The following is a 23,970-nucleotide window of genomic DNA, read 5'->3' on the forward strand; positions in this document are numbered from 1 at the left end:
GACAGATGCATGTTGCTTCTAGGAGAATATGCCATGCGACAGTTCGATCTTGCTCCCCTCTACCGCAACACGGTCGGTTTCGACCGTCTGTTCTCGATGCTCGACCAGATGGTCGGCGTCGACGCGGCCCCGAGCTACCCGCCCTACAATATCGAGCGCACCGGCGAGAATGCGTATCGCATCTCCATCGCGGTCGCCGGCTTCACCGATCAGGATCTGACCATCGAGGTCAAGGAAAACACCCTCTCCGTGCGCGGCGAGCGCAAGCCCACCGACGAGCGCAGAGCTGAAGTGCTCCATCAGGGCATTGCGGCGCGCAGCTTCGACCGGCGCTTCCAGCTGGCCGACGGCGTGCAGGTTGTGGGTGCTGCCCTCGAGAACGGCCTGCTCCATCTCGATCTCGTGCGCGAGATTCCGGAGGCCAAGAAGCCCAAGCTCATCCCGATTTCATCCAATGGCGCTCGGACGGCCATCGAGGCCCAGAAGGCTGCTTAACGCCTTCCCCAGAGCTCAAACGAAGAGCGCCCCGGTTTGTCCGGGGCGCTTTTTTTTGTTTTTTGAAACCTGGTCCTTGATATCCCGCCGGGGCTGGAGGTGTACCCCGTTGGTCAACGGTCTCGTGAGAGGACACATCGCGGGAGAATGCGGCAAGGTTAGGGCAGAAACCTACTCCGCCGCCTGACGGGCAATCGCTATGCTGGCGATCTCAATCACTTTCCCGATATCTTCGTCGCGGCTGGCGAAGGACAGAACCAGACGGACCAGATGTTCTCCCTGCCCGACCTGCTCGCCTTTCGGCAGGCTCGCCTCCGTCCAGGGGTGATAGAGTACGCCCGCTTCCTTCAGCGCCTTGTCGACGGATGCCGGGATGATCGCGAACACCTCGTTCGCCTCGGTCGGCCATGCCAGACGGATGCCGGGAAGCTGCGTAAGGCCATCGGAGAGCCGCTTCGCCAGCCGGTTGGCATGGCGGGCATTGGCGTACCAGTGATCGTTAGCGAAATAGCCCTCGAACTGCGCCGAGATCAGCCGGCCCTTGGAGACGATCTGCCCTGCGCGCTTGGCGCGGTAATCCATGGCTTCCGCCAAATCCTTCCTGAACACCACGATGGCTTCGGCCATGAGGCAGCCGTTCTTGGTGCCGCCGAAGGAGAGAATGTCCACGCCCTGCTTCCAGGTCATCTCGGCCGGAGTGCAGTCCAGCGCCACGAGGGCATTGGTGAAGCGCGCGCCATCCATGTGGAATGCAAGGCCGTGTTCCCGGCAGACTGCGCTCAGGGCTGCGATCTCCTCCAGGGTGTAGACAGTGCCGCATTCCGTGACCTGCGAGATCGACAGGGCTTTCGGCGGCATCTGCTTCACGGCTTTCGGCAGGCTGCGCAGATAGGCGGCGACATCCTCCGCGTCGAGCTTGGCGGCGACGCCCGGGAGGCCTGCGAGCTTCGCCCCATGCATGAAGAATTCCGGCGCGCCGCATTCATCGTCGATCACATGCGCTTCCCGATGGCAGACGCACAGACCATAGGGCGGCACGGCTGAAGCAAGGGCGAGCGCATTGGCGGCGGTGCCCGTGGTCACGAAGAAGACCGACACTTCGCGCTCGAAGATCTCGTTGAAGCGGGCCTTCACCCGTTTGGTGATCTCGTCCGCCCCATAGGCGGCCATGGCCCCGGCATTGGCCTCGGCCAGGGCCTGCATGACCTGGGGGCTTGCCCCTACGATATTGTCGCTCGCGAAGTTCATAACCTTACTCCCTGGAGGCGCTAACCTCCTGAATGAAGGCGACATGTCAAGATCATTGACCCATTGGAGAAGGCTTTCGTTTGAGCTATCCAAAAATAGCTTTTGTTACATTCGGAATTAGCAGCTTGTAACTTTTGTCTAAAATCTTTCTAAACCCTCTTGTGCCCTGCAATGAACTCTGGCACTTTGACCTCATTAGGACAGCGATGCTGTCCCTTTTGGGGTGCCCCGCACCCCTTTTTCGTCCCTGAGGTCTTCTTGATGCTTCGCCTGACGCGAACGAAACGAGATACCACGAAAACCGCCCGCAAAACGTGGGCGGAACGGGCGACTCTGGGCTGAAGACAGCCCAAAGGTGCCCGCGAGGTGCGGGCTCCCCTGCCGGACCCAACCCTCGAAACCCCAGAAGCGGCGGGCACCCGGACGATCCTCATCATCCGGCGGCCCGAAAACCGCCTCGAAGCGACTAGAATAGTGTTCGGATGTGAAGGATCTGCCCATGAGCGACGTGCCGATGAAGAGCCTGGAAACCCAAGTCCCAAGCCGCACCGCCGCCAAAACGGATAAGGTCAGGTTCGTGCGCGATCCGGGCCTGCCGGTTGCGCAAGGCCTCTACGATCCATCCAACGAGCAGGATTCCTGCGGCGTCGGCTTCATCGCCGACATGAAGAACCGCAAGACCCACGAGATCGTCGAGCAGGGTCTGTCGATCCTTCACAACCTCGACCATCGCGGCGCGGTCGGCGCGGATCCGAAGATGGGCGACGGCTGCGGCATCCTCGTCCAGATCCCGCACAAGTTCTTCGCGGCTGAGTGCGCCAAGGTCGGCATCTGGCTGCCCGAGGAAGGCCAATACGGTGTCGGCCACCTCTTCATGCCGCGCGACAAGGAGGGCTTCGACCTCGTCGAAGGGATCGTCACCAAGGCGATCACCGATGAGGGCCTGCAGGTTCTCGGCTGGCGCGAGGTGCCCGTGGATTCCAGCGATCTCGGCGAGAGCGTGAAGGCCACGGAGCCGCAACATCGCCAGATCTTCATCGGCAAGGGCAAAGGCATGGACGACCAGGAGACGTTCGAGCGTCGCCTGTTCCTCGCCCGCAAGGTCATCTCCAACGCCGTCTACGACATGAAGGACGAGCGCGCCGCCGGTTATTACCCGGTGAGCCTCTCCTCCCGCACCGTCGTCTACAAGGGCATGGTGCTGGTCACGCAGCTGCGCGACTATTATCTGGATCTCCAGGACGAGCGCTTCGAGAGCGCCATCGCCCTCGTGCACCAGCGTTTCGCGACGAACACTTTCCCGACATGGCAGCTCGCTCACCCGTACCGCATGGTCGCGCATAACGGCGAGATCAACACGTTGCGCGGCAACGTGAACTGGATGGCGGCGCGCCAGGCTTCCGTCGATTCCGAACTCTTCGGCAACGACATCTCGAAGATCTGGCCGGTCTCCTACGAGGGCCAGTCCGACACCGCCTGCTTCGACAACGCACTCGAATTCCTAGTACGCGGCGGCTACTCGCTGTCGCACGCGATGATGATGCTGATCCCGGAAGCATGGGCCGGCAACCCGCTCATGAACGACGACCGCCGTGCGTTCTACGAATATCACGCCGCCCTCATGGAGCCGTGGGACGGCCCCGCCGCCGTGTGCTTCACCGACGGCAAGCAGATCGGCGCGACGCTCGACCGCAACGGCCTGCGCCCCGCGCGTTATCTCGTGACCGATGACGGTCTCGTGGTGCTCGCCTCCGAGATGGGCGTTCTGCCGATTCCGGAAGAGAAGATCGTCGAGAAGTGGCGCCTGCAACCGGGCAAGATGCTCCTCATCGATCTGGAGGAAGGCCGCATCGTCTCCGACGACGAGATCAAGCAGCAGCTTTCCAATGCACACCCTTACAAGGAATGGCTGAAGCGCACGCAGATCGTTCTGGAAGACCTGAAGCCCGTGCAGGCACGCGAGTCGCGCACCGACGTGTCGCTGCTCGACCGCCAGCAGGCCTTCGGCTACACGACGGAGGACCTGAAGCTGCTTCTGCAACCCATGGCCGTGACCGGTCAGGAGGCTGTCGGCTCCATGGGTTCCGACACGCCGATCTCCGCGCTCTCCGACAAGTCAAAGCTGCTTTACACCTATTTCAAGCAGAACTTCGCGCAGGTGACGAACCCGCCGATCGATCCGATCCGCGAGGAGCTCGTCATGAGCCTCGTGTCGTTCATCGGCCCGCGCCCGAACATCCTCGATCTGGAGGGCACCTCGCGCCGCAAGCGTCTCGAAGTGCGCCAGCCGATCCTCACCAACGAGGACCTGGAGAAGATCCGCTGCATCGGCCATTTCGAGGACCGCTTCGACACGAAGACCCTCGACATCACCTATGATGCCGAACTCGGCGCATCCGCACTCGACGGCGCGCTCGACCGCCTCTGCGACCGCGCGGAAGCAGCGGTTCACGGCGGCTACAACATCATCATCCTCACTGACCGCATGGTGGGCCCGGACCGTATTCCGATACCGGCGCTCCTCGCCACCGCCGCCGTGCACAACTACCTGATCCGCAAGGGCCTGCGCACTTCGGTCGGCCTCGTTGTCGAATCCGGCGAGCCGCGCGAGATTCATCACTTCGCATGCCTTGCCGGCTACGGCGCGGAAGCGATCAACCCGTACCTCGCCTTCGAGACCATCGCCGACATGCTCAAGAACGGCGAGCTGCCGGAAGAGGTGGACGCGGACGAGGCAGTGAAGCGCTACATCAAGTCCATCGGCAAGGGCCTGCTGAAGGTCATGTCCAAGATGGGCATCTCCACCTATCAATCCTATTGCGGCGCGCAGATCTTCGATGCGGTCGGCCTCAAGACCGATTTCGTGTCGCGCGATTTCTTCGGTACCGCGACCACCATCGAAGGCATCGGCATGGATGAGGTGGCGGAGGAAACCGTCCAGCGTCACCGCGATGCTTTCGGCGATGCTCCGATCTACCGCAACGCGCTCGATGTGGGCGGCGAATATGCCTTCCGCCAGCGCGGCGAGGTTCACGCCTGGAACCCGGACACGGTGGCGACGCTCCAGCATGCGGTGCGCCTCAACGCGCAGGATCGCTACCGCGAATATGCGCGCCTCGTGAACGAGCAGGACAACGAGCTGAAGACCATTCGCGGCCTCTTCCGCATCAAGAATGCGGAAGATAACGGACGCACGCCTGTCGAATTGAGCGAGGTCGAGCCAGCGCAGGAAATCGTGAAGCGCTTCTCCACCGGCGCCATGTCCTTCGGATCGATCTCGAAGGAAGCGCACGAGACCCTGGCGCTCGCCATGAACTCCATCGGCGGCAAGTCCAACACCGGCGAAGGCGGCGAGGAGCCGGAGCGCTTCCGTAAGCTCTCGGATGGACGCTCCAAGCGTTCCGCCATTAAGCAGGTCGCCTCCGGCCGCTTCGGCGTGACGACGGAATATCTCGTCAATGCCGACATGATGCAGATCAAGGTGGCGCAAGGCGCGAAGCCCGGCGAAGGCGGCCAGTTGCCCGGTCACAAGGTTAACGCAACGATTGCCCGCGTGCGCCACTCGACACCGGGTGTGGGCCTCATCTCCCCGCCGCCGCATCACGACATCTACTCCATCGAGGATCTGGCGCAGCTGATCTTCGACCTGAAGAACGTGAACCCCGCAGCCGACGTGTCGGTGAAGCTCGTTGCCGAAGTCGGCGTCGGCACGGTTGCTGCCGGCGTTGCCAAGGCACGCGCCGATCACATCACGATCTCCGGCTTCGAGGGCGGCACGGGCGCCTCACCGCTGACCTCGCTCAAGCATGCAGGCTCGCCGTGGGAAATCGGCCTTGCCGAAACGCAGCAGACACTGGTACTCAACCGCCTGCGCGGCCGCGTTGCGCTTCAGGCCGATGGCGGGCTGCGCACGGGCCGTGACGTGGTGATCGCGGCGCTGCTCGGCGCCGACGAATTCGGCTTCTCGACCGCGCCGCTGATCGCTGCGGGCTGCATCATGATGCGCAAGTGCCATCTGAACACCTGCCCCGTCGGCGTCGCCACGCAGGACCCGGTCTTGCGCAAGCGCTTCAAGGGCCTGCCTGAGCATGTCGTCAACTACTTCTTCTTCGTCGCCGAGGAAGTGCGCGAGCTGATGGCGCAGATGGGCTTTACCACCATCGACGAGATGATCGGCCAGTCGGATCTTCTCGATAAGAACGCAGCCATTGACCACTGGAAGGCGAAGGGCCTCGACTTCACGAAGCTCTTCCACAAGCCGGAAGTGCCCGCGAACGTCGCTATCCGTCATCTCGAGCGTCAGGTTCATCCCATCGCGAAGGTGCTCGACCGCGAGTTCATCGCAAAGGCAGGACCCGCGCTGGAGAATGGCGAAGCCGTCAGCATCGAAGCCACGATCCGCAGCTCCGACCGTACGGCTGGCGCGATGCTTTCCGGCGAAGTGGCGAAGCGCTACGGCCATGAGGGCCTGCCCGACGACACGATCACCGTGAAGCTGAAGGGCACCGCGGGCCAGAGCTTCGGCGCATGGCTCGCTGCAGGCGTCACCGTCGAGTTGGAGGGCGTGGCGAACGACTATGTCGGCAAGGGTCTGTCGGGCGGCAAGCTCATCATCAAGCCGTCGCCGAACACGAGAGCGGCACCTGAGCGCTCGATCATCGTCGGCAACACCGTGATGTACGGAGCGATCGCAGGCGAGGCTTACTTCCGTGGCGTGGCGGGCGAGCGTTTCGCCGTGCGCAATTCCGGCGCCATCGCGGTTGTCGAAGGCACGGGCGATCACGGTTGCGAATACATGACCGGCGGCCTCGTGGTCGTGCTCGGTCAGACGGGCCGCAACTTCGCGGCGGGCATGTCGGGCGGCATCGCCTACGTGCTCGACGAGGACGGCACGTTCTCCAAGCGCTGCAATCTCTCCATGGTCGATCTCGAACCCGTCGAGGAGGAAGAGGACCTGATGCGCCGTCTCCACCACCATGGCGGCGATCTGGAGACCAAAGGACGCATCGACATCATGGCCAACATGTCCGGTCCCGATGAAGAGCGCCTGATGCAGCTCATCACAAATCACCACACCTATACGGGCTCGGCCCGCGCGAAGGAAATCCTCGACAACTGGGCAACCTTCCGCACGAAGTTCGTGAAGGTCATGCCGGTCGAGTACCGCCGCGCGCTCCAGGAGATGGATCGTCTCCGGAACCTGCAGGCGGCGGAATAAGGATTAAAGGGGCAAACGATGGGCAAGGTCACAGGCTTTCTCGAATACGACCGGCAGGAGCAGAAGTATCAGCTCGCCGGTGAGCGCGTGCGCCACTTCCGCGAATTCACGCTGCCGCTCGACGACAACGATCTGAAGAAGCAGGCGGGGCGCTGCATGGATTGCGGCATTCCCTTCTGCCATGGGCCGACGGGTTGCCCGGTACACAACCAGATTCCGGACTGGAACGATCTGGTCTGGCAGAACGATTGGGAGGAGGCCGCAGCCAACCTCCACACCACGAACAACTTCCCCGAATTCACGGGCCGCATCTGCCCGGCGCCGTGCGAGGAAGCCTGCACGCTCAATCTCGAAAACCAGCCGGTCGCGATCAAGACCATCGAGCAGGCCATTGCCGACAAGGCGTGGGAGATGGGCTTCATCAAGCCGGAACCCGCAGATATCTCCACCGGCAAGCGCGTCGCCGTCATCGGCTCAGGCCCTGCAGGTATGGCTGCCGCGCAGCAGCTCGCGCGTGCCGGACATGAAGTGCATGTGTTCGAGCGTCAGGCACGTCCCGGCGGCCTGCTGCGCTACGGCATTCCCGATTTCAAGATGGAGAAGTACCACATCGACCGTCGCGTGAAGCAGATGGAAGCCGAAGGCGTGATCTTCCATTGCGGCATGAATATCGGCGTGGATCGCAGCTTCGCCTCGCTTCACAACGAATTCGACGCAGTGCTCTTTGCAGGCGGCGCGGAAGATCCACGCAATCCGAACCTGCCGGGCCAGGAGCTGAAGGGCGTTTACAATGCGATGCCCTATCTCACCCAGTCGAACCAACGTGTCGGCGGTGAGGATGTAACTGCTGAACCTATCCTTGCAGGCGGCAAGCACGTGGTCGTCATCGGCGGTGGCGACACGGCTTCCGACTGCGTCGGCACCGCGTTCCGCCAGGGCGCGCTCTCAGTCACGCAGCTCGACATCCGTCCACGCCCGCCGGAGCGTGAGGACAAGCTCACCGTGTGGCCCTATTGGCCGACGAAGATGCGCACTTCGTCTTCGCAGGCTGAAGGAGCGGAGCGCGAGTTCCAGGCGGCGACGCTCGGCATTGTCGGAAAGAACGGCAAGGCTACCGGCGTGCAATGCGCCCGCGTGGACGAGAAGCGCCAGCCGATTGAAGGCAGTGAGTTCATCCTCAAGGCCGACCTCGTCTTCATCGCCATCGGCTTCGCGGGGTCGGTGAAGGAAGGCCTGCTGGAGCAATCGGGCGTCGACATGGACCGTCGCGGCAACGTGGTCGCCGACGACAGGAGCTACAAGACATCGAGCGAGAAGGTCTTCGTCGCAGGCGACATGCGCCGTGGCCAGTCCCTCGTGGTCTGGGCGATCCGCGAAGGCCGCCAGGCCGCACGCTCCATCGACACGTTCCTGATGGGCGACAGCACGCTGCCGGTTTAAGAAGAATAAGACGAAGAGGCCGTCTAGTGGGCGGCCTCTTCATTTTGAAAGCTCCAGGGATAGACCCAAAAGCTTGGAACTGCGCCAGTCGGCTCCTCGGTTAGAAATCTCTTCGCCGATTCGAGCGAGATGTTCACCCACTCAGCACTCAGATGCTTGATGCCTCTCGTTGTCCAGTCACCTGTCATATGGCGCCCCAACTCGGCATCCCGACGCTCCTCACATTCTTCAATCCACAGGCAGCCGAAACTTGAATCGTGAGCTTTCTCTAAAAGGCGCAGAGCGTTCTGTTTGGAGTAAAGCCTGCACCCCGCCACATCTCGGATGGAAAGGATGTCGTGTTTCAGTGCGATATGCTCAAGGAAAGCGTTCTGCTGTGCGAAGATCGCTTCATGAACTCTCTTTGCTAAAGCGCGTATCTCTCTCCATTTCGGATGATCGATAGTAAGCGTCGGATCAGGATCGAGACCAACCTCCCGCTGATATGCCGTGATTGAATCCATAATCTGGATGAGGATAGCTCGAACATCAGGAGCAAAATCGAGCGCCTCATCCGTGATGAAGCCGTTCTCCAGTGGATGGAGAAGATCGCAAATTATATCACCTGGAGAATCCATAAAGTTCGGATCGAGACCAAACCACGAAACTCTCTGTGTTGCTTCATCTGCAAGATTGCTGAGAGCATCATCCGCCCATCGCAACTTGCAGGCTAAGGGTGTCGTCATCGCTAACTTCTTATCAGAAACCTCTGCAGGAAGTTAGCATTTAGCGACGATGTTACAATTGCCTTTGCCAAATATCAGAAAGACTAACTTCCCGGCCAACGGAAATCGTCCGCCCGTCCGGGACGGGAGTTCGGCGCGATACCTGTGCGCAAGGCGCGCTGCACGGGATAGGCGTGATCGCCGGTCAGCTTCGGCGGCGCGGAGACCAGGGTTCCGCCGGGTGTCACATCCTGCTTGGTGAGTGGAAGCACGGGCCCGATCAGCGACTTCACGGGCAGGGAGACGGGAGCGGCGGCGTCCGGCGGCGCAGGCAAGGCGGCCTCGATGGAGACGGGCTGTCCATCGGGGGGCGTCGTCGCGACGGACGTGCCGCCCTTCACCGCCTCCAGGATTTTCTTGATCTCCACATCGGCGAAATGCGCGACCTTGCGCGCGCCCGCGCTGGTAAAGGAGACGCCGTCGCTGGTGCGAAGGCGAGCGGGCTCGCCGTCCACATCGGGGCCGTTGGTGGTGTAGCGGTTCTCGTCGTCGACGAAGCCTGGCCAGATGTCCACATATGTGCCGCCGTTGCGCTGCACGCTTTCCCGGTAGATCTCGTTCATGGCGACGAGGTCCTCGGATTGGCGGCTGTTCTTCATGGGCGGCAGGCCGATCCAGACCACCGGAATATTGCGCTCATTGAAGCTGCGCATGATGCCGTCGATGCGGCGGGTATAGACGTCCTTCCAGCGGTCGGAGAGCAGGTCCACGCTGTCGTCGCCATCCTTCAGCGCCTGCCGGTCGCTCAGGCCCAACATGACGACGGCAAGCGTCGCTTTCTGTCCGGAATCAAAGGTGCTCTTGATGAAGTTAGGCCATTCTGCAGGGTCGCTGCGCACAAGGGTGCTGCCGCCGCGCGTCTTGGCGACGACGGCCACATCCTGGTTCTCGGAGAACATGGCGTCCAGGCCCTGACGGGCGAAATCGGCAAGCGAATCGCCGAACACCACCACATGGGTCGTGGGATCGACCTTCGGCTTTTCGGGCTTCGCCACCACGGCTGCCGGCGGAGGTGCGAGCCGCTTAGGCCTTGCCACCGGCTCTCGGGCGGGCGGCGGAGGCTCCTCGGGAGCCCCGAAGAGCCGGCGAAGGCTGAAGCCCTGCTGCGGCTGCGCCGGCTGGACGAGCTTGCCGGGATAATAGCCGGGCGGATAGGCCCGGGGGTTCGGGCGCCCCACCGGCGGCTGCTGTTGTTGTTGCGGATAGTAGTATTGCGCCCATGCGGCATGGCCGCCGCTGACGACGATCAGCGCGCTCAGCGTCAACATACGAAGGATCGGCACCATGCGCATCGGCGGCTCCTCTCGTTCCGGGCAGCCTCAATATAGCGCTATACCGGAACCTCGTCAGCGGGCTGCGCGTAATTCGCGGAGGACTGCGTAATCAGCGTAGCCGTCGGGGATCAAGCCGCGCTTGAGCTGGAAGTTCCGCACCGCGTCACGGGTCTTGGAGCCGAACTTGCCGTCCGTGGTGCCCTCGTAGAAGCCGAGGCCCGCCAGACGCTGCTGCAATTCCTCGCGTTCGTTCTTTTCCATCATGGGCTGGTCCTTGGGCCAAGCGCCCTGGATCGGCAGGCCACCCATCAGGCGGTCGCCCAGATGCGCCACGCCCATGGCATAGGCATCGGACGAATTGTAGGTCTTGATCACGTCGTAGTTCTTGGTGACCAGGAAGGCCGGGCCGTTCGCCCCGCCGGGCAGGAACAGAGTGGCCTCGCCGCCGCGCGGCATGGCTTTGCCGTCAGTGCGGCGCAGGCCCACATGCTGCCATTGCGGGAAGGTGCCGCTCAGGTATCGGAAGTCGAAGCCCTTCGGCAGATTGACCTCGAAGCCCCAGGGAAGCCCCGGCTCCCAGCCCTTCTGGCGCAGGTAATTGGCCGTGGAGGCCATGGCATCGGGCACGGAACCCCAGATGTCGCGCACGCCGTCGCGATTGCCGTCCACCGCGTATTTCATGAAGCTCGAAGGCATGAACTGGGTCTGTCCCATGGCGCCGGCCCAGGAGCCGAGCATCTTGTTCCGGTCGATGTGCTCCCCTTCCAGGATCTGGAGGGCGACGAGCAACTCATCCTTGAAGAAGTCATCCCGGTAGCCCGTATAGGCCAGGGTCGAGAGCGCCCGAATCGCATAGATCGAGCCGGTAAAGCTGCCGAAATTCGTTTCCATGCCCCACACGCCGAGCACGACGGAGCTCGGAACGCCATAAGTCTTCTCGACCATGGCGAGGGTCTTGGACCATTCGGACGCCATCTGCTGGCCGCGCTTCAGCCGCTCAGCCGAGATGGAGCCGTTGATGTATTCCCAGATCGGGCGGACGAACTCGGACTGCTTCTTGGTGAGCGCGATGATCTTGGGGTCGGGCTGAACGCCCCGGAAGGCCTCGTCGAAGGTGGCGCGGGAGACGCCCTTCGCCTTGGCGGCGGGCCAGAGGTTCTGCACGAAGCGCTGGAAGCCGGCATCCTGCGCATGCGCCGCCGGGATCGCCCCATTCGTAAGGGTCAGACCAAGAAAGAGTGCGCCACATAGGCGGCGCATCGCACGGATCGGCTGATGCATGGGGTCGCTCATGGTACGGGACAGTTCGTCCCGCCATAGCGACATTAAGAGAGTTAATACCGGGTTGATAGACCGCCTTTATGCGGCTTTACGCTCCACCAGAACCCGCTCCCAGCGCAGGGCCTGATCGACGATTTCCTCGAGATTGTCGTGAACCGGCTCCCAGCCGAGCGCTCTGATTCGGTCGACCGCCGCGACCAATTGGGCCGGGTCCCCCGCCCGGCGAGGGCTCAGGCGCACATCGAAATCGGTGCCGGAGACCTTTTTGACCGTGTCCGCGACTTCCAGAACCGAGGCTCCGTGGCCGTAGCCGCAATTCATGACCGTGCAGGCTCCGCCGGCGCGCAGGTAGCGCAGAGCCACGAGATGGGCGCGGGCAAGGTCGTTGACCTGGATGTAGTCGCGCACGCAGGTGCCGTCCGGGGTCTCATAATCGGTGCCGAACACGTCGAGATGGGGCCGCTGCCCCAACGCCGCCTGGGCCGCCACCTTGATGAGGTGGGTAGCCTGCGGGGTCGATTGGCCCGAGCGCCCCTTCGGGTCCGCGCCCGCCACGTTGAAGTAGCGCAAGATCGCGTAACGAAGACCGTGGGCAACCTCGGCATCCTGTAGCATCCACTCGCTCATGAGCTTGCTGCGGCCATAAGGGTTGATGGGGATGAGCGGCATGTCCTCGGTCAGCAGCGGCACTTGCAGGTTACCGTAGACGGCGGCGGTGGAGGAGAAGACGAAATTCTTCACGCCAGCCTTTACTGCCGTCTCGATGAGAGCGCGGGTTTTGACCGTGTTGTTGAAATAATAGCCGAGGGGATCAGTGACCGATTCCGGCACTACGATGCGGGCGGCGAAATGCAGGATGCTGTCGATGCCGTGCTCCTCGATGACCTGCGTCACGAGCTCCTGATCGCCCACATCGCCCGTGACGAGCGTCGCTTCCGGCGGCACGGCCCAGCGGAAGCCCGTGGACAGGTTGTCGAGCACCACGACCGTCTCGCCCGCATCGAGCAGTTCGAGCACCATGTGACTGCCGATATAGCCCGCGCCGCCCGTCACCAGGACTGTCATGAGAATCTCCTCAAAACCGCCTATGTTCGCGGCTTAACCAAAACGCTTCAGGTTCAATTCAGGTCCAGGGCGCCAGAAACGAAGCAACAAAGATGCAACCTAAGGCAATATCTGGCGTTATGGGAGGCCGAAGCTTGACCGTGATCGGTTTCCTTTTCCTTCTTTTGCCTTAGACTCCTGTCGTTCCCTCCCTGCCCCAACATGGCTTACTCAATGAAGCGCATTCGCAAAGCAGTCCTCCCCGTTGCCGGTCTCGGCACCCGTTTCCTTCCCGCCACCAAGGCCGTGCCGAAAGAAATGATGTGCGTCGTGGACCGTCCCGTGGTTCAGCACGTGGTGGACGAGGCGCGCGCCGCCGGAATCGAGCAGTTCATCTTCGTCACGGGCCGCAACAAGGCTGTGATCGAGGACCATTTCGACATTGCCTATGAGCTCAACCGCACGCTGGAAAGCCGCGGCAAGACGAAGGAGCTGGAGCTTCTCGCCAAGGACCAGCCGAAGGCCGGCCAGACCAGCTTCACCCGCCAGCAGGAACCGCTCGGCCTCGGCCATGCGGTGTGGTGCGCCCGCGAGCTCGTGGGTGACGAGCCATTCGCCGTCATTCTTCCCGACATGCTCAGCCGCGGCTCCATGGAGCAGATGATCGCCGCCTACGACAAGCATGGCGGCAACATCATCGCCGTGGAGGAAGTGCCGGAGGACCAGACGCATCAATACGGCATCGTCTCGGTGGGGCAGGAATTCGGCCAGACCTTCGAGATCACCGGCATGGTGGAGAAGCCGCCGAAGGGCACCGCTCCCTCCAATTACATCATCTCCGGCCGCTACATTCTCCAGCCCGAGATCTTCGACCTGCTCTCCACCCAGGAGCGCGGCGCAGGCAACGAGATCCAGCTCACCGACTCGATGATCCGCCTGATGAAGGACCACCCCTTCTTCGGCATGAAGTACGAGGGCCGGACCTACGACACCGGCTCGAAGATCGGCTTCCTCATGGCCAACGTGGCCTATGCCCTGGAGCGCGAGGAGCTTTCCGCCGACTTCCGCAAGGAGCTCGAGGCGCTGTTGCGCCAAAAGTAACCGGGTTTCAGGGTTAACTATGGCCGCCTCGATATGCTAAAGGGGCGGTCATGGCACTCGTAAAACCGACCCCCGAACAGTCCGATTCCGCCGTCGCCTCGGCGCTCCGCACTCTTGCGACGGAGCGGGAGGGCCTGTCGATCCTCATGGATTCCATCGGCAACGGGCTCGGCCAGCCGTTCACCGCCGCCATCGAGCGGATCGCCGCCGCCAAGGGCCGCGTCATCGTGACCGGCATGGGCAAGTCCGGCCATGTGGCCCGCAAGATCGTGGCAACCCTTGCCTCCACCGGAACGCCCGCCCATTACGTGCATCCGGCCGAAGCCAGCCATGGCGATCTGGGCATGGTGCAGGCCGAGGACGTGATCCTCGCCCTGTCCTGGTCGGGAGAGACGACGGAGCTTGCCGACATCATCGGCTATGCCAAGCGTTTCCGGGTGCCGCTGATCGCCTTCACGTCGAACGGGGATTCAACCCTGGGCCAGGCCGCCGATATCTGCCTGACCCTGCCCAAGGCGAAGGAAGCCTGCCCCAATGGGCTCGCGCCCACTACCTCCACCACGATCCAGCTTGCCCTAGGCGATGCTCTGGCGGTGGCGCTTCTGGAGAAGCGCGGCTTCACGGCGGAGCATTTCCGGGTGTTCCATCCGGGCGGCAAGCTCGGCGCGCGGCTCAAGCTGGTCCGCGACATCATGCACAAGGATGAGCGCCTGCCGATCGTCGGCATCGATGTCCGCATGGACGAGGCCATCGAAGAGATCGGCCGCAAGGGCTTCGGTTCTGTGATCGTGGTCAATCCCGACGGCACGCTCGCCGGCATCGTCACCGACGGCGACCTGCGCCGTAACCTGCGCCCCGATCTCGGCACCCTGCCCGTCGCCAGCATCATGACCCGCACTCCGCGCACCATCGCGCCGGATGCCCTCGTGGCGACTGCTCTCGAGATCGAGGAAACGGCGCGGATCACCGCGCTGATCGTGGTCGATAACGGCAAGCCGGTGGGACTGGTCCACTATCTCGACCTGCTGCGGGCGGGCGCTGCTTAAGGATCGTCCACCACGAGCGTCGAGCCTTCGACGCGAACGACGCGGACCTTCGCGCCCGCGAACCGGTCCGCACCGGTGACGCGCCAGGAACTGTCATCCACGCGGATGCGCCCCTGCCCGTCCTTGATCGGCGTTTCCAGTGTGAACACGCGCCCGACGAGGGCCTGGCCGCGCTGGTTGAGCAGGGCCGACTGAGCTTCCGGCTGCGCGCCTGAGCGCGTTACCCAGCGCCCCAAAATCACCGCCGCCACCGCGAGCAGGGCGAAGACGAGGGAGGCGGCCTGCCAGGACAGGCCGAGCAACGCATCGAGCAATCCTGTCGCGATGGCCGCGAGGCCGAGCCAGAGAAAGAAGATGCCGGGCGCCAGCAGCTCGATTCCGATCAGCAGCAGGCCTAGGATGATCCAGGCCCAGGCGCCGAGGCTTGCGAAGGCATCGGCGATCATGACCGTTCCGATCCGCCCGTGACCTTGGGAACGGTGCGGGCGGGCCGAGACGTCGAGCCGCCCTCCCCGCCGAATACGGATTTCGTCAGTTCCGCGATGCCGCCAAGCGTGCCCGCAAGGCCTGCGGCTTCGATGGGCACGATGACGACCTTCTGGTTCGGCGCGGTGGCGATGCTGCGGATGGCGTCGATGTATTTCTCCGCCACGATGAAGTTGGCGGCGGCAAGATCGCCGCGGGTGATCGCATCGCTGACCATGGAGGTCGCCTTGGCTTCGGCTTCCGCCAAACGCTCGCGGGCCTCGGCATCGCGGAAGGCAGCTTCCTTGCGGCCTTCCGCCGAGAGAATCTGCGCCTGCTTGTCGCCTTCGGCGCGCAGGATCTCGGCCTGCCTCAACCCCTCCGCTTCCAACACGGCGGCGCGCTTTTCGCGCTCGGCCTTCATCTGCCGCGCCATCGCGCCGGCCAGATCCTGCGGCGGCAGGATGTCCTTGATCTCGACGCGCGTGACCTTCGCGCCCCAGGGCGAGGCGGCGGCATCCATGACGCGCAGCAGGCGCTCGTTGATCTCGTCACGATGGGAGAGAAGCTGATCGAGATCCATGGAGCCGACCACCGTACGGATATTGGTCATGGTCAAAACCAGAAGCGCCTGACTCAGGTTCGAAACCTCATATGACGCGCGGGCCGCATCGAGCACCTGATAGAAGGCGGCGGCATCGATGGTGACGCCTGCGTTGTCACGCGTGAACGCCTCCTGGCTCGGAATGTCGAGCACCTGCTCCATGACATTCACGCGCTTCCCGATCTGGTCGATATACGGCACGATGAGGCCGAGGCCCGGCGTGAGCGTGCGCGAATAGCGCCCGAAGCGCTCCACCGTATAGGCATAGCCCTGCGGCACCGTTCTCACTCCCATGGCAATCGTCACCACGACGACGAGCACGAGAACGATCACGAAGATGTCGAAACCGGTAAACTGCATTCACTTCCCCAGGCAACGGAGTTGCAAGAGGCTCAGGCTAGCCGAAAGCGGCGGTGCCGCCTAGGTCGTCAGTCCTTATTTCAACTGAGAGATAGCCGCTTCCCGTTTCTGAACGTCATCACCGGACTTGTGCCGGTGATCCCGATGATTGAGGCGCTGCGTTCTTCCAATCGGGATGGCCGGGACAAGCCCGGCCATGATGAGAGTGAAACGGCAGCGCTCCTCTTTTAAAGCCACCCCTGCAGCTCACGCTCGACGATGTGGTTGATGACGCGCATGCCGTCGTCGCTGTCGTTCAGGCACGGCAGATAGGCGAATTCCTCGCCGCCGTTATGCATAAAGATTTCGCGGTTCTCGACGTCGAGTTCTTCCAGCGTTTCGAGGCAGTCGGCGGAGAAGCCGGGGGCGACGATCGCCATGCGCTTCACGCCGCTTTTCGCGAGCGCCTCGACGGTCTTGTCCGTATAGGGCTGGAGCCATTCGTCCGGGCCGAAGCGAGATTGGAAGGTCAGGCGGAATTTGTCTTCCGGCCAGCCGAAAGCCTCGCGCATGAGACGCCAGGTCTTCACGCATTGGCAGTGATAGGGGTCGCCCTTCAGCAGGTATTCCTTCGGCACGCCGTGGAACGACACCAGGATCACTTCTGGCTCGAAGGTGAGCTTGGCGAGGTCCCGCTTCATCGAGGCGATGAGGGATTCGATATAGACCGGATCGTCGTGATAGGGCGGCGAGACTCGCACGCTCGGCTGCCAGCGCATGTCCATGAGCGCGCGGAACGCCTGATCGCAGGCGGTGGCCGAGGTCGCCGCCGCGTATTGCGGATAGAGCGGAACCAGCAAGATGCGGTCGCAGCCCTGGTCCAGCAGCGCCTGGATGCGCTCGCGCACCTCCGGCTTGCCGTAGCGCATGGCCCAATCGACGGTGATCTTGTCGCCCGCGATGCTCTTCATATGGGCTGCCACCTGCTCCGCCTGGCTGCGGGTGATGGTCTTGAGCGGGCCTTCATCGCGCTCGTTGTTCCAGATCGAGGCGTAGTCGCGGCCCTTCGGCCCGGGGCGCTTGGTGAGGATGATCAGGTTGAGGATCGGCCACCACAGGAGACGCGGCGTCTCGATCACGCGGCGGTCGGACAGGAACTCCTTGAGATAGCGGCGCATGGGCCAGTAGGTGGTGCCCTCGGGCGTGCCCAGGTTGAGCAGGAGTACACCGATCCGGCCCGACCGGACGGTCGGATGATCCACGGGGCGCGCCATCTGGCCCAATTCCGCTACGCTCACTCGCTCATTCATCGAAAGGACCCTTGAATAAACCTTGGCCGCGAAACCCGGCTCGGGCCGCGCGTGCTGGATTTGGTCTAGATAGTGGCTTTTGCACCGTGACGCCAACGGGACAAAGCAGCATCTCCGTATTTTACCGGAGAGGCGCCTGCTACACGGGCGGACTCAGGCTGGCGGTCGCCTTGATGGGCGCGTCGATGGAGACGCGCAGGCCCGCAGGTTCGTAATCCACATTGACCTGGGCATTGAGCTGGGTCGTGAGAACCCGATGCAGGAGCCGGGAGCCGAAGCCCTGCTTGCCGGGCTGCGCCACGCGGGGGCCGCCACGCTCCACCCAGGACAGGGACAACCGCCTGTCGTCGCCTTCCCCATGCTCGCTCCACATGACCGAGACCTTGCCCGTGCGCACGGAAAGCGCGCCGTATTTCGCGGCATTCGTCGTCAGCTCGTGGACCGCCATGCCGATGGGAACCGCGATCTCCGAGGGAAGCTTCACGTCCGGCCCTTCCAGCTCGATCCGCTCGCCCTTCGCATCGTTGTATGGGATAAGCTCCTTCTCCAGGATCTCACGCAAGGATGCCGTCTGCCACAGGGCTTCGGTGAGGAGCGAATGGGTGTTGGCGAGCGAGATGATGCGCCCGACGAAAGCCTTGTAGAACTCCTCGATGCTCGACGTGGAGCGCGCGGTCGCGCCCACCACGGCCTGCACGGTCGCGAGCGTGTTCTTCACCCGGTGATGCAGCTCACGGATCAGGAAGGATTGCTGGTTCTGCGCCTGCCGGCGCTCCTCGATCTCGTATTGCGCCTCTTGATAGAGACGCCCGTTCTCCAGCGCGATGGCCGCCTGCGCGGCAAGGCCCGTCACGAGACGTTCGGCGCGCTCGGTGAAGGCGCCTGCCTTCTCATGAACGAAGAGCAGCACGCCGTTGATCTTGCCCGTCCGCGAGGACACCGGAACCGCGAGCAGGCTGCGGATGCGCGGACGCCCTTCGGACAAACTTTCTTCCGCCAGATAGTGCTTATGTTCGGAATCCGCCGTGATGTCGTCGATCCGGATCGTGCGGCCATCCTCGAACACAGCTTCGCAGATTTTCTCCACGGCAAGATCGGAGAAGGCGGTCCGCTCTACGCCTGATGCGTAATGTCCGTAATGCACACCGGGCCTGCCGCCTTCGTTGGGAGAAACGGAATCGACCCCTGAGAAGAAGACGCCCGTCTGCGCGCCGGTAAGCAGAACGGCCGCCTCGACCACATTCTCGACGATGCGCTCGATATCGAGCTCGGCGGCCAGCGCCTGACCGGTGCGGTTGAGAACTTCGAGCGCCGCCGTTTCCGCCTTCAGCTCTCCGGTGCGCAACGAAACTTCGCGTTGCAGAAGGGCTTCCGTGGCGGCCTGTTCATGGAATTGCTGATAGGCCAGGGACGTCAGCGCCAGAAGCGCCACCAGGGCGATGAGCGCGAAGGCCCCGTAAAGACGCATCTGAACCGTCCAGGGACCCCAATAGGCATCCTCCGGCATGCTCACATTGATGTAGAGCGGCAATTCCTCGACGCGGTGATAGGCGCCCATCCGCTGTTCGCCGCCGCTCAGGAAGGCGTAGGAACCGGACAGGGCATTTGTCGCCACGGCCTGGTCGAAAGCCGCCTTGTCGATGGGAAAAAACGTCAACCCATCCTTCGGTGACGGATATTGCGCGATCACCCGCGCGTCGGAGCCTCTGAGAAGCGTGATCCGCGTGCCCTTCGGAACACGCAGCTTGCCCCAGTAATCATTGAAATAGGACTGCGCCACCGTGACGGATGTGATGCCATTGAAGGCGCCATCCGGCCCGTCGATCCGGCGCGTCACCAGGAAGCTCGGCTCCTTCGTGATCATCCCGATCATCGGCTCGCCAATGGCGAGGCCTTGATTCGATCGGGCCTGGACGGCGAACGCCTCGCGTCCCGCCACGCTGGCATTCGGCGTGGGAAACGCGGCGGAGGTCAGGCGCAGCTTTCCGGTCGCATCGTTGAGCCAGACATGGCTGACATAAGGCAGCGCGTCCCTGATGGATCGGATCTGCTGCCAGAGGTCCTCCGAGGACTGGATCTCATCCCAGCTCTTTCCGGAGATGAGTTCGACGGTCTGCTTGAGGGTGAGATCCGTCACCTCCAGGAGGCGCGCCGTATGGTCCGCCAGGAAATAGGCGTGGCTCGCGATATCTTCCTCATTACGCTCGATGAGACGCTTGCGCTGCTCCCACGCGATATAGCCGAAGGTAAGGAGAATGAAGGCGACGCCGAACAGGCCCATGACCAGGGTCATGCGCCCGCGCGAAAGGGAACGGCGGCGCTTCCGGGTCAGGGTCGGCGTTTCTAAACGGGTCTGGGCCTGCAATGACACTTTGCTTCAATTCCGGGTTTTGGCCGGATTCGGTTTGAGCGGCCAACATGGCACAGGCCGGGCGATTGATGGAGAGGAAAATTACCCCCAAAAAGAATGACGCCGAGGCCCGGGCGAGCCTCGGTGTCAATTTCCCATTCCACATCAGCGAAGGACGACGCGGCCTTCGACTTTCGGAGACACCTTGCCGGCCTTGGCGATGTAGTCGATCACCTGGCTTGCCATGAGCTGGCTGGCCGAGACGTCGATGAGGGACTTGCCCTCCGTCAAGGCCTTATAGCCGTCGCCGCCGCGCGCCATGAAGTCGTTGGTGGCAAGCTTGTAGGTCTTGGCCGGATCGAGCGGCTCGCCGTTGATCTTGACCGACTTCACGCGGCTGCCCACCGGCTCCTTGACTTCGACCTCGGCGGTGATGCCGGAGACCTGAGGGAAGCGGCCGCCGAGCTCGCGCACCTGGCTCACGCCGTTCTCGAGAGCAGCCTTGATGTGCTCGCCCTTGATTTCGAGCAGCACGGTGGTGTTGCCGAAGGGCATTTCCGCCAGGATGTTGCGGCGGGTCAGCTTCTGGCCGGGCTCATATTGCTTGTCGGCGCGCAGGCCGCCGCCATTGGTGATGGCCACGTCGGCGCCGACGGCAGCCTTGAGGGCGTCCGCCACGAGGTTGCCCATGGCGGCCTCGCCTCCGCGCACGGTGGCGCGGCGGCTGTCGAGCGGGGTCTCGGTGACGCCGATCTCCACGTCGAGCTCCTTGGACAGCTTGTCCTCATAGCCCTTCACGACGCCTTCGATCTCCGGGTCGGGCTTCACGGTCGCGGTGTCCACGATGCGGAAGTTCGGGGTCCAGGCGACCGTGGTCTTGCCGTCCTTCGTGGCTTTCGTCACGGCAAGCTCGGTGACCGTGACGTAGTTGGCCTGCGACTCGGATTCGGTCAGCGTGACCTTGCCGTCGTAGAAGGCGAGCAGGTGCTCGTCATGGCCGCCGATGATCACGTCCACGTTCGCCGAGCGGGCGACGATCATGTCGACTTCGAGCGGAGTGTGGGCAATGGCGACGACGATGTCGGCGCCCTTCTCGCGCAGTTCCTTCGACTTGGCGCGGGCCGTGTCGATGGTGGAGGAGAACTTGATGGTGCCGGGGCTCGACGCGATGGGCGTCTCCTCGGTGGTCAGGCCGAAGAAGCCGATCTTGATGCCCTGCACCTCGACCATCTTGTCGGCCTTGGTGTTGGCCGGCAGGCCGTTGCCGTCAAGGATGTTGGTGGCCAGAACGTCGAACTTGGCTTCCGCCATGCGGGCGCGGAAGGCCGCGTCGCCGAGGTCGAATTCGTGGTTGCCCGGCGCCATCGCATCGACGCCCATGCGGTTCAGGATGTCGATGACATGCGCGCCCTTGTCGAAGCCCGACATGAGCGAGGGAGAAATGGTGTCGCCCGCATGGATGAAGAAGGCATTGCCCTTCGCCTTCTCTTCCTTGACCACCGTCGCCAGCTTGGCGAAGCCGCCGCGGCCTTTCTCGGGGCCCATGCGGTCGATGTCGTTGGTCTGGACGAAGCGGATCGTGACCGCCTCCTGAGCGAGAGCCGGGCCGGACAGGAGCACGGACATTCCGAGAAAACCGGCACGCAGCGCGGCGGAGGGTCGGCATTTAAGCATCGTCAAAGGTCCTTGATAGCGGGCTGGCTTACCTTAGCCATGGAGAGCCTAGACCGGCAACGTGTCACAATCGCAACAATCTGTCGATGTCCCCACAGGGCAACTCGGTGGCACCGAGTGATGCCTTTTTCGGCGGTGGCGACTAGAAGAGAGGCGGACACGTTTGATGTCCGCACACCTGACCCAAAGGCACCTTTCTCCATGACCGGCCCAATCGCCCAAGCCCTGGCGGATTTCCGCAAAGAAAAGAACGCCGCCGGCTGGATCAGGCTTCCCTTCTTCCAAGATGGCAGCGCGGAAGCGGTGGCAGCAAAAGTCGATGCAATCATCGCCACGGGCGGCGAGGTTCTGCCGCCGCCGGAGGCCGTGTTCACGAGCATGCGGCTGACCCCTCTGGACAAGGTCAAAGTGGTGGTGCTGGGCCAGGACCCCTACCCGACGCCGGGCGATTCCCATGGCCTTGCCTTCTCCTATCGCGGAGCAAGGCGGCTGCCGGCATCTTTGCGCACGATCCTGGCCGAGATGGCGGATGATCTCGGCTATCCCATGCCGAAATCCGGCGATTTGTCGAAATGGGCGAAGCAGGGCGTGCTTCTCATCAACACCGCGCTCACCGTCGAGGCGGGCAAATCCGGCGCGCATATGAAGTTCGGGTGGTCGAACCTTGTGGACCAAGTTCTCAGTGCGATCTCCGCCCAGCAGCCCGCCGTCGTCTTCCTGCTTTGGGGCGGGCCTGCGCGCAAGCGGGCGGTGCTGGTGGATCAGGGCAAGCATCTGGTGATCGAATCGGGCCACCCCTCCCCGCTCAACCGCCTCAACGATTTTCGCAAAACGCGGCCGTTCAGCCGCGCCAATGCATGGCTTGCCGAGAAGGGCCTTGAGCCCGTGGATTGGCGGCTGGAACCTTGATCATCCATCAGCGATCTTGCCGGGAACCGGCATTCGGAGTTAGGACACTCGCGTCAATACGGCGCTTCCGCAGGCCAGATGCCGCGTGCGCCTGGAGGTCAGCATGACGAAATCATTGTTTGGACAAGTCGAAGCCTTTGCGGGCGATCCCATCCTGTCGCTCAACGACAGCTTCAAGGCCGATCCCCGGAGCGAGAAGGTCAATCTCAGCATCGGCGTCTATACTGACGAGAAGGGCCGCATTCCGGTGCTGGGCTCCGTGAAGGCGGCTTACGAGCGTATCGGTTTCGCTGAGCGCCCCTATCTCCCCATGGATGGCCATGCCGGTTATCGCGAAGGCGTGCAGAAGCTGGTCTTCGGCGACAAGCACCCGGCCCGCACGGAGAAGCGCATCGCCACGATCCAGACCATCGGCGGCACGGGCGCGGTCGGCATCGCTGCCGACTTCCTCGCCAAGCATACGCCGGGCCGCACGGTTCTCGTCAGCGATCCCACCTGGGAGAACCATCACGGCCTGTTCCAGCGTGCTGGCTTCAAGACGACGACCTATCCCTATTGGAACAAAGACACCAAGTCGGTCGATTTCGACGGCATGGTGAAGGCGCTGGAAGCAGCGGAATCCGGCTCCATCGTGATCCTGCAGCCCGTCTGCCACAATCCGACCGGCGTCGATCTCGACGAGAAGCAGCAGGCCGCCGTCACTGATGTACTGGTGACCAAGGGCCACATCGTCGTGTTCGACATGGCCTACCAGGGCTTCGGCGAAAGCCTGGAAGCGGACGCCGCCTTTGTGCGCCGCTATGCGGAACGCGCAAGCTGCCTCGTGGCGAATTCGTTCTCCAAGAACTTCTCGCTCTATGGCGAACGCGTCGGCGGCCTGAGTGCCGTCTGCCAGAGCCAGGACGAGGCCGAGCGCGTGCTGGGCCAGCTGAAGCTCGCCGTGCGCCGCAGCTATTCGAGCCCGCCGATGATGGGCGGCCTCCTCGTCGCGACCGTTCTCGGCAACGACGATCTGCGCGCGCAATGGACCCGCGAAGTGGACGAGATGCGCATTCGCATGGATTCCGTGCGCAAGCTCCTCGCCAAGCACATCAGCGCCCTATCGAATGAAATCGATGTGAGCTTCCTCACCAGCCAGCGCGGCATGTTCAGCTATACGGGTCTCACCGCGCAGCAGGTCCGCGCCATGCGCGAGCGCGACGGTGTGTACCTGGTGGAATCGGGCCGCATGTGCGTCGCCGGTCTCAACGAGGAGAACGCACCCAAGGTCGCGAAGAGCTTCGTGGATGTGAGCCAGGGTTAAGGCAAGGTGCCATCCCGGGGCTGCGGAGCAGAACCCGGGATCGTCTGCAGGATGTGGCTTGAACCTCACCGTTGTCATTCCGGGCTCCGCTGCGCGGCCCCGGAA

General features: G+C 63.0%; 17 protein-coding genes. 7 read left to right on the forward strand and 10 right to left on the reverse strand.

Annotated elements, in window-relative coordinates:
* Positions 1 to 33: 33 nt before the first annotated feature.
* Entirely contained in the window at positions 34 to 495 is a 462-nt protein-coding gene (locus tag AB4Y85_RS11660; RefSeq protein WP_441985058.1) for an Hsp20 family protein, read from the forward strand.
* A gap of 171 nt (positions 496 to 666) precedes the next feature.
* Here the strand turns inward: AB4Y85_RS11660 and AB4Y85_RS11665 are convergent, their stop codons facing one another.
* Positions 667 to 1,743, reverse strand: coding sequence for a threonine aldolase family protein (locus AB4Y85_RS11665; RefSeq protein ID WP_441985059.1), 1,077 nt, complete (start codon positions 1,741 to 1,743; stop codon positions 667 to 669).
* A gap of 499 nt (positions 1,744 to 2,242) precedes the next feature.
* Here AB4Y85_RS11665 and gltB point away from each other — a divergent pair, with 499 nt between their 5' ends.
* Together gltB and AB4Y85_RS11675 are read left to right on the forward strand one after the other, a co-directional pair.
* Entirely contained in the window at positions 2,243 to 6,961 is a 4,719-nt protein-coding gene (gene gltB / locus AB4Y85_RS11670; RefSeq protein ID WP_441985060.1) for a glutamate synthase large subunit, read from the forward strand.
* A gap of 18 nt (positions 6,962 to 6,979) precedes the next feature.
* Positions 6,980 to 8,401: a glutamate synthase subunit beta gene (locus AB4Y85_RS11675; protein ID WP_441985061.1), complete on the forward strand. Its 1,422-nt coding sequence runs from the start codon at positions 6,980 to 6,982 to the stop codon at positions 8,399 to 8,401.
* Positions 8,402 to 8,424: 23 nt separating this feature from the next.
* Here AB4Y85_RS11675 and AB4Y85_RS11680 read toward each other — a convergent pair whose 3' ends face one another.
* The 4 genes from AB4Y85_RS11680 to galE all read right to left on the reverse strand — a co-directional run bounded on the left by AB4Y85_RS11680 (position 8,425) and on the right by galE (position 12,785).
* Positions 8,425 to 9,126, reverse strand: a complete 702-nt coding sequence (locus AB4Y85_RS11680; protein WP_441985062.1) for a hypothetical protein — start codon at positions 9,124 to 9,126, stop codon at positions 8,425 to 8,427.
* An 83-nt stretch (positions 9,127 to 9,209) separates the two neighbouring features.
* Positions 9,210 to 10,451, reverse strand: coding sequence for an SGNH/GDSL hydrolase family protein (locus AB4Y85_RS11685; RefSeq protein ID WP_441985063.1), 1,242 nt, complete (start codon positions 10,449 to 10,451; stop codon positions 9,210 to 9,212).
* Between the two features lie 60 nt (positions 10,452 to 10,511).
* Entirely contained in the window at positions 10,512 to 11,720 is a 1,209-nt protein-coding gene (locus AB4Y85_RS11690) for a lytic murein transglycosylase (RefSeq protein WP_441985064.1), read from the reverse strand.
* A 78-nt stretch (positions 11,721 to 11,798) separates the two neighbouring features.
* Complete coding sequence (gene galE / locus AB4Y85_RS11695) at positions 11,799 to 12,785, reverse strand: UDP-glucose 4-epimerase GalE (RefSeq protein ID WP_441985065.1); 987 nt, start codon at positions 12,783 to 12,785, stop codon at positions 11,799 to 11,801.
* 213 nt (positions 12,786 to 12,998) lie between these two features.
* On the opposite strand from galE, the gene AB4Y85_RS11700 reads away from it, so the two are divergent.
* Together AB4Y85_RS11700 and AB4Y85_RS11705 are read left to right on the forward strand one after the other, a co-directional pair.
* Positions 12,999 to 13,865 carry a UTP--glucose-1-phosphate uridylyltransferase gene (locus tag AB4Y85_RS11700; protein ID WP_441985066.1) on the forward strand — a complete coding sequence of 289 codons (867 nt, stop codon included), beginning with the start codon at positions 12,999 to 13,001 and terminating at the stop codon, positions 13,863 to 13,865.
* A gap of 50 nt (positions 13,866 to 13,915) precedes the next feature.
* Positions 13,916 to 14,911, forward strand: a complete 996-nt coding sequence (locus tag AB4Y85_RS11705; RefSeq protein WP_441985067.1) for a KpsF/GutQ family sugar-phosphate isomerase — start codon at positions 13,916 to 13,918, stop codon at positions 14,909 to 14,911.
* Here AB4Y85_RS11705 and AB4Y85_RS11710 read toward each other — a convergent pair.
* The 5 genes from AB4Y85_RS11710 to AB4Y85_RS11730 all read right to left on the reverse strand — a co-directional run bounded on the left by AB4Y85_RS11710 (position 14,908) and on the right by AB4Y85_RS11730 (position 21,653).
* On the reverse strand, positions 14,908 to 15,357 hold the full coding sequence (locus tag AB4Y85_RS11710; protein WP_441985068.1) for an NfeD family protein: 450 nt from the start codon (positions 15,355 to 15,357) through the stop codon (positions 14,908 to 14,910). The two genes, AB4Y85_RS11705 and AB4Y85_RS11710, sit on opposite strands and share 4 nt — an antisense overlap.
* On the reverse strand, positions 15,354 to 16,340 hold the full coding sequence (locus AB4Y85_RS11715; protein WP_441985069.1) for an SPFH domain-containing protein: 987 nt from the start codon (positions 16,338 to 16,340) through the stop codon (positions 15,354 to 15,356). The genes AB4Y85_RS11710 and AB4Y85_RS11715 overlap by 4 nt, the downstream gene beginning before the upstream one ends.
* 227 nt (positions 16,341 to 16,567) lie before the next feature.
* Positions 16,568 to 17,629, reverse strand: coding sequence for a ferrochelatase (gene hemH / locus AB4Y85_RS11720; RefSeq protein ID WP_441985070.1), 1,062 nt, complete (start codon positions 17,627 to 17,629; stop codon positions 16,568 to 16,570).
* A 139-nt stretch (positions 17,630 to 17,768) separates the two neighbouring features.
* Positions 17,769 to 20,000 carry an HWE histidine kinase domain-containing protein gene (locus AB4Y85_RS11725; protein ID WP_441985071.1) on the reverse strand — a complete coding sequence of 744 codons (2,232 nt, stop codon included), beginning with the start codon at positions 19,998 to 20,000 and terminating at the stop codon, positions 17,769 to 17,771.
* 144 nt (positions 20,001 to 20,144) lie between these two features.
* A complete protein-coding gene (locus tag AB4Y85_RS11730; RefSeq protein WP_441985072.1) occupies positions 20,145 to 21,653 on the reverse strand; it encodes a bifunctional metallophosphatase/5'-nucleotidase in 1,509 nt (502 codons plus the stop codon).
* 201 nt (positions 21,654 to 21,854) lie between these two features.
* On the opposite strand from AB4Y85_RS11730, the gene AB4Y85_RS11735 reads away from it, so the two are divergent.
* On the forward strand, positions 21,855 to 22,562 hold the full coding sequence (locus AB4Y85_RS11735; RefSeq protein ID WP_441985073.1) for a uracil-DNA glycosylase: 708 nt from the start codon (positions 21,855 to 21,857) through the stop codon (positions 22,560 to 22,562).
* A 103-nt stretch (positions 22,563 to 22,665) separates the two neighbouring features.
* On the forward strand, positions 22,666 to 23,865 hold the full coding sequence (locus AB4Y85_RS11740) for an amino acid aminotransferase (protein WP_441985074.1): 1,200 nt from the start codon (positions 22,666 to 22,668) through the stop codon (positions 23,863 to 23,865).
* Positions 23,866 to 23,970 lie beyond the last annotated feature (105 nt).

The sequence above is a fragment of the Microvirga sp. 2YAF29 genome, assembly GCF_052114605.1.
Taxonomy (GTDB): domain Bacteria; phylum Pseudomonadota; class Alphaproteobacteria; order Rhizobiales; family Beijerinckiaceae; genus Microvirga.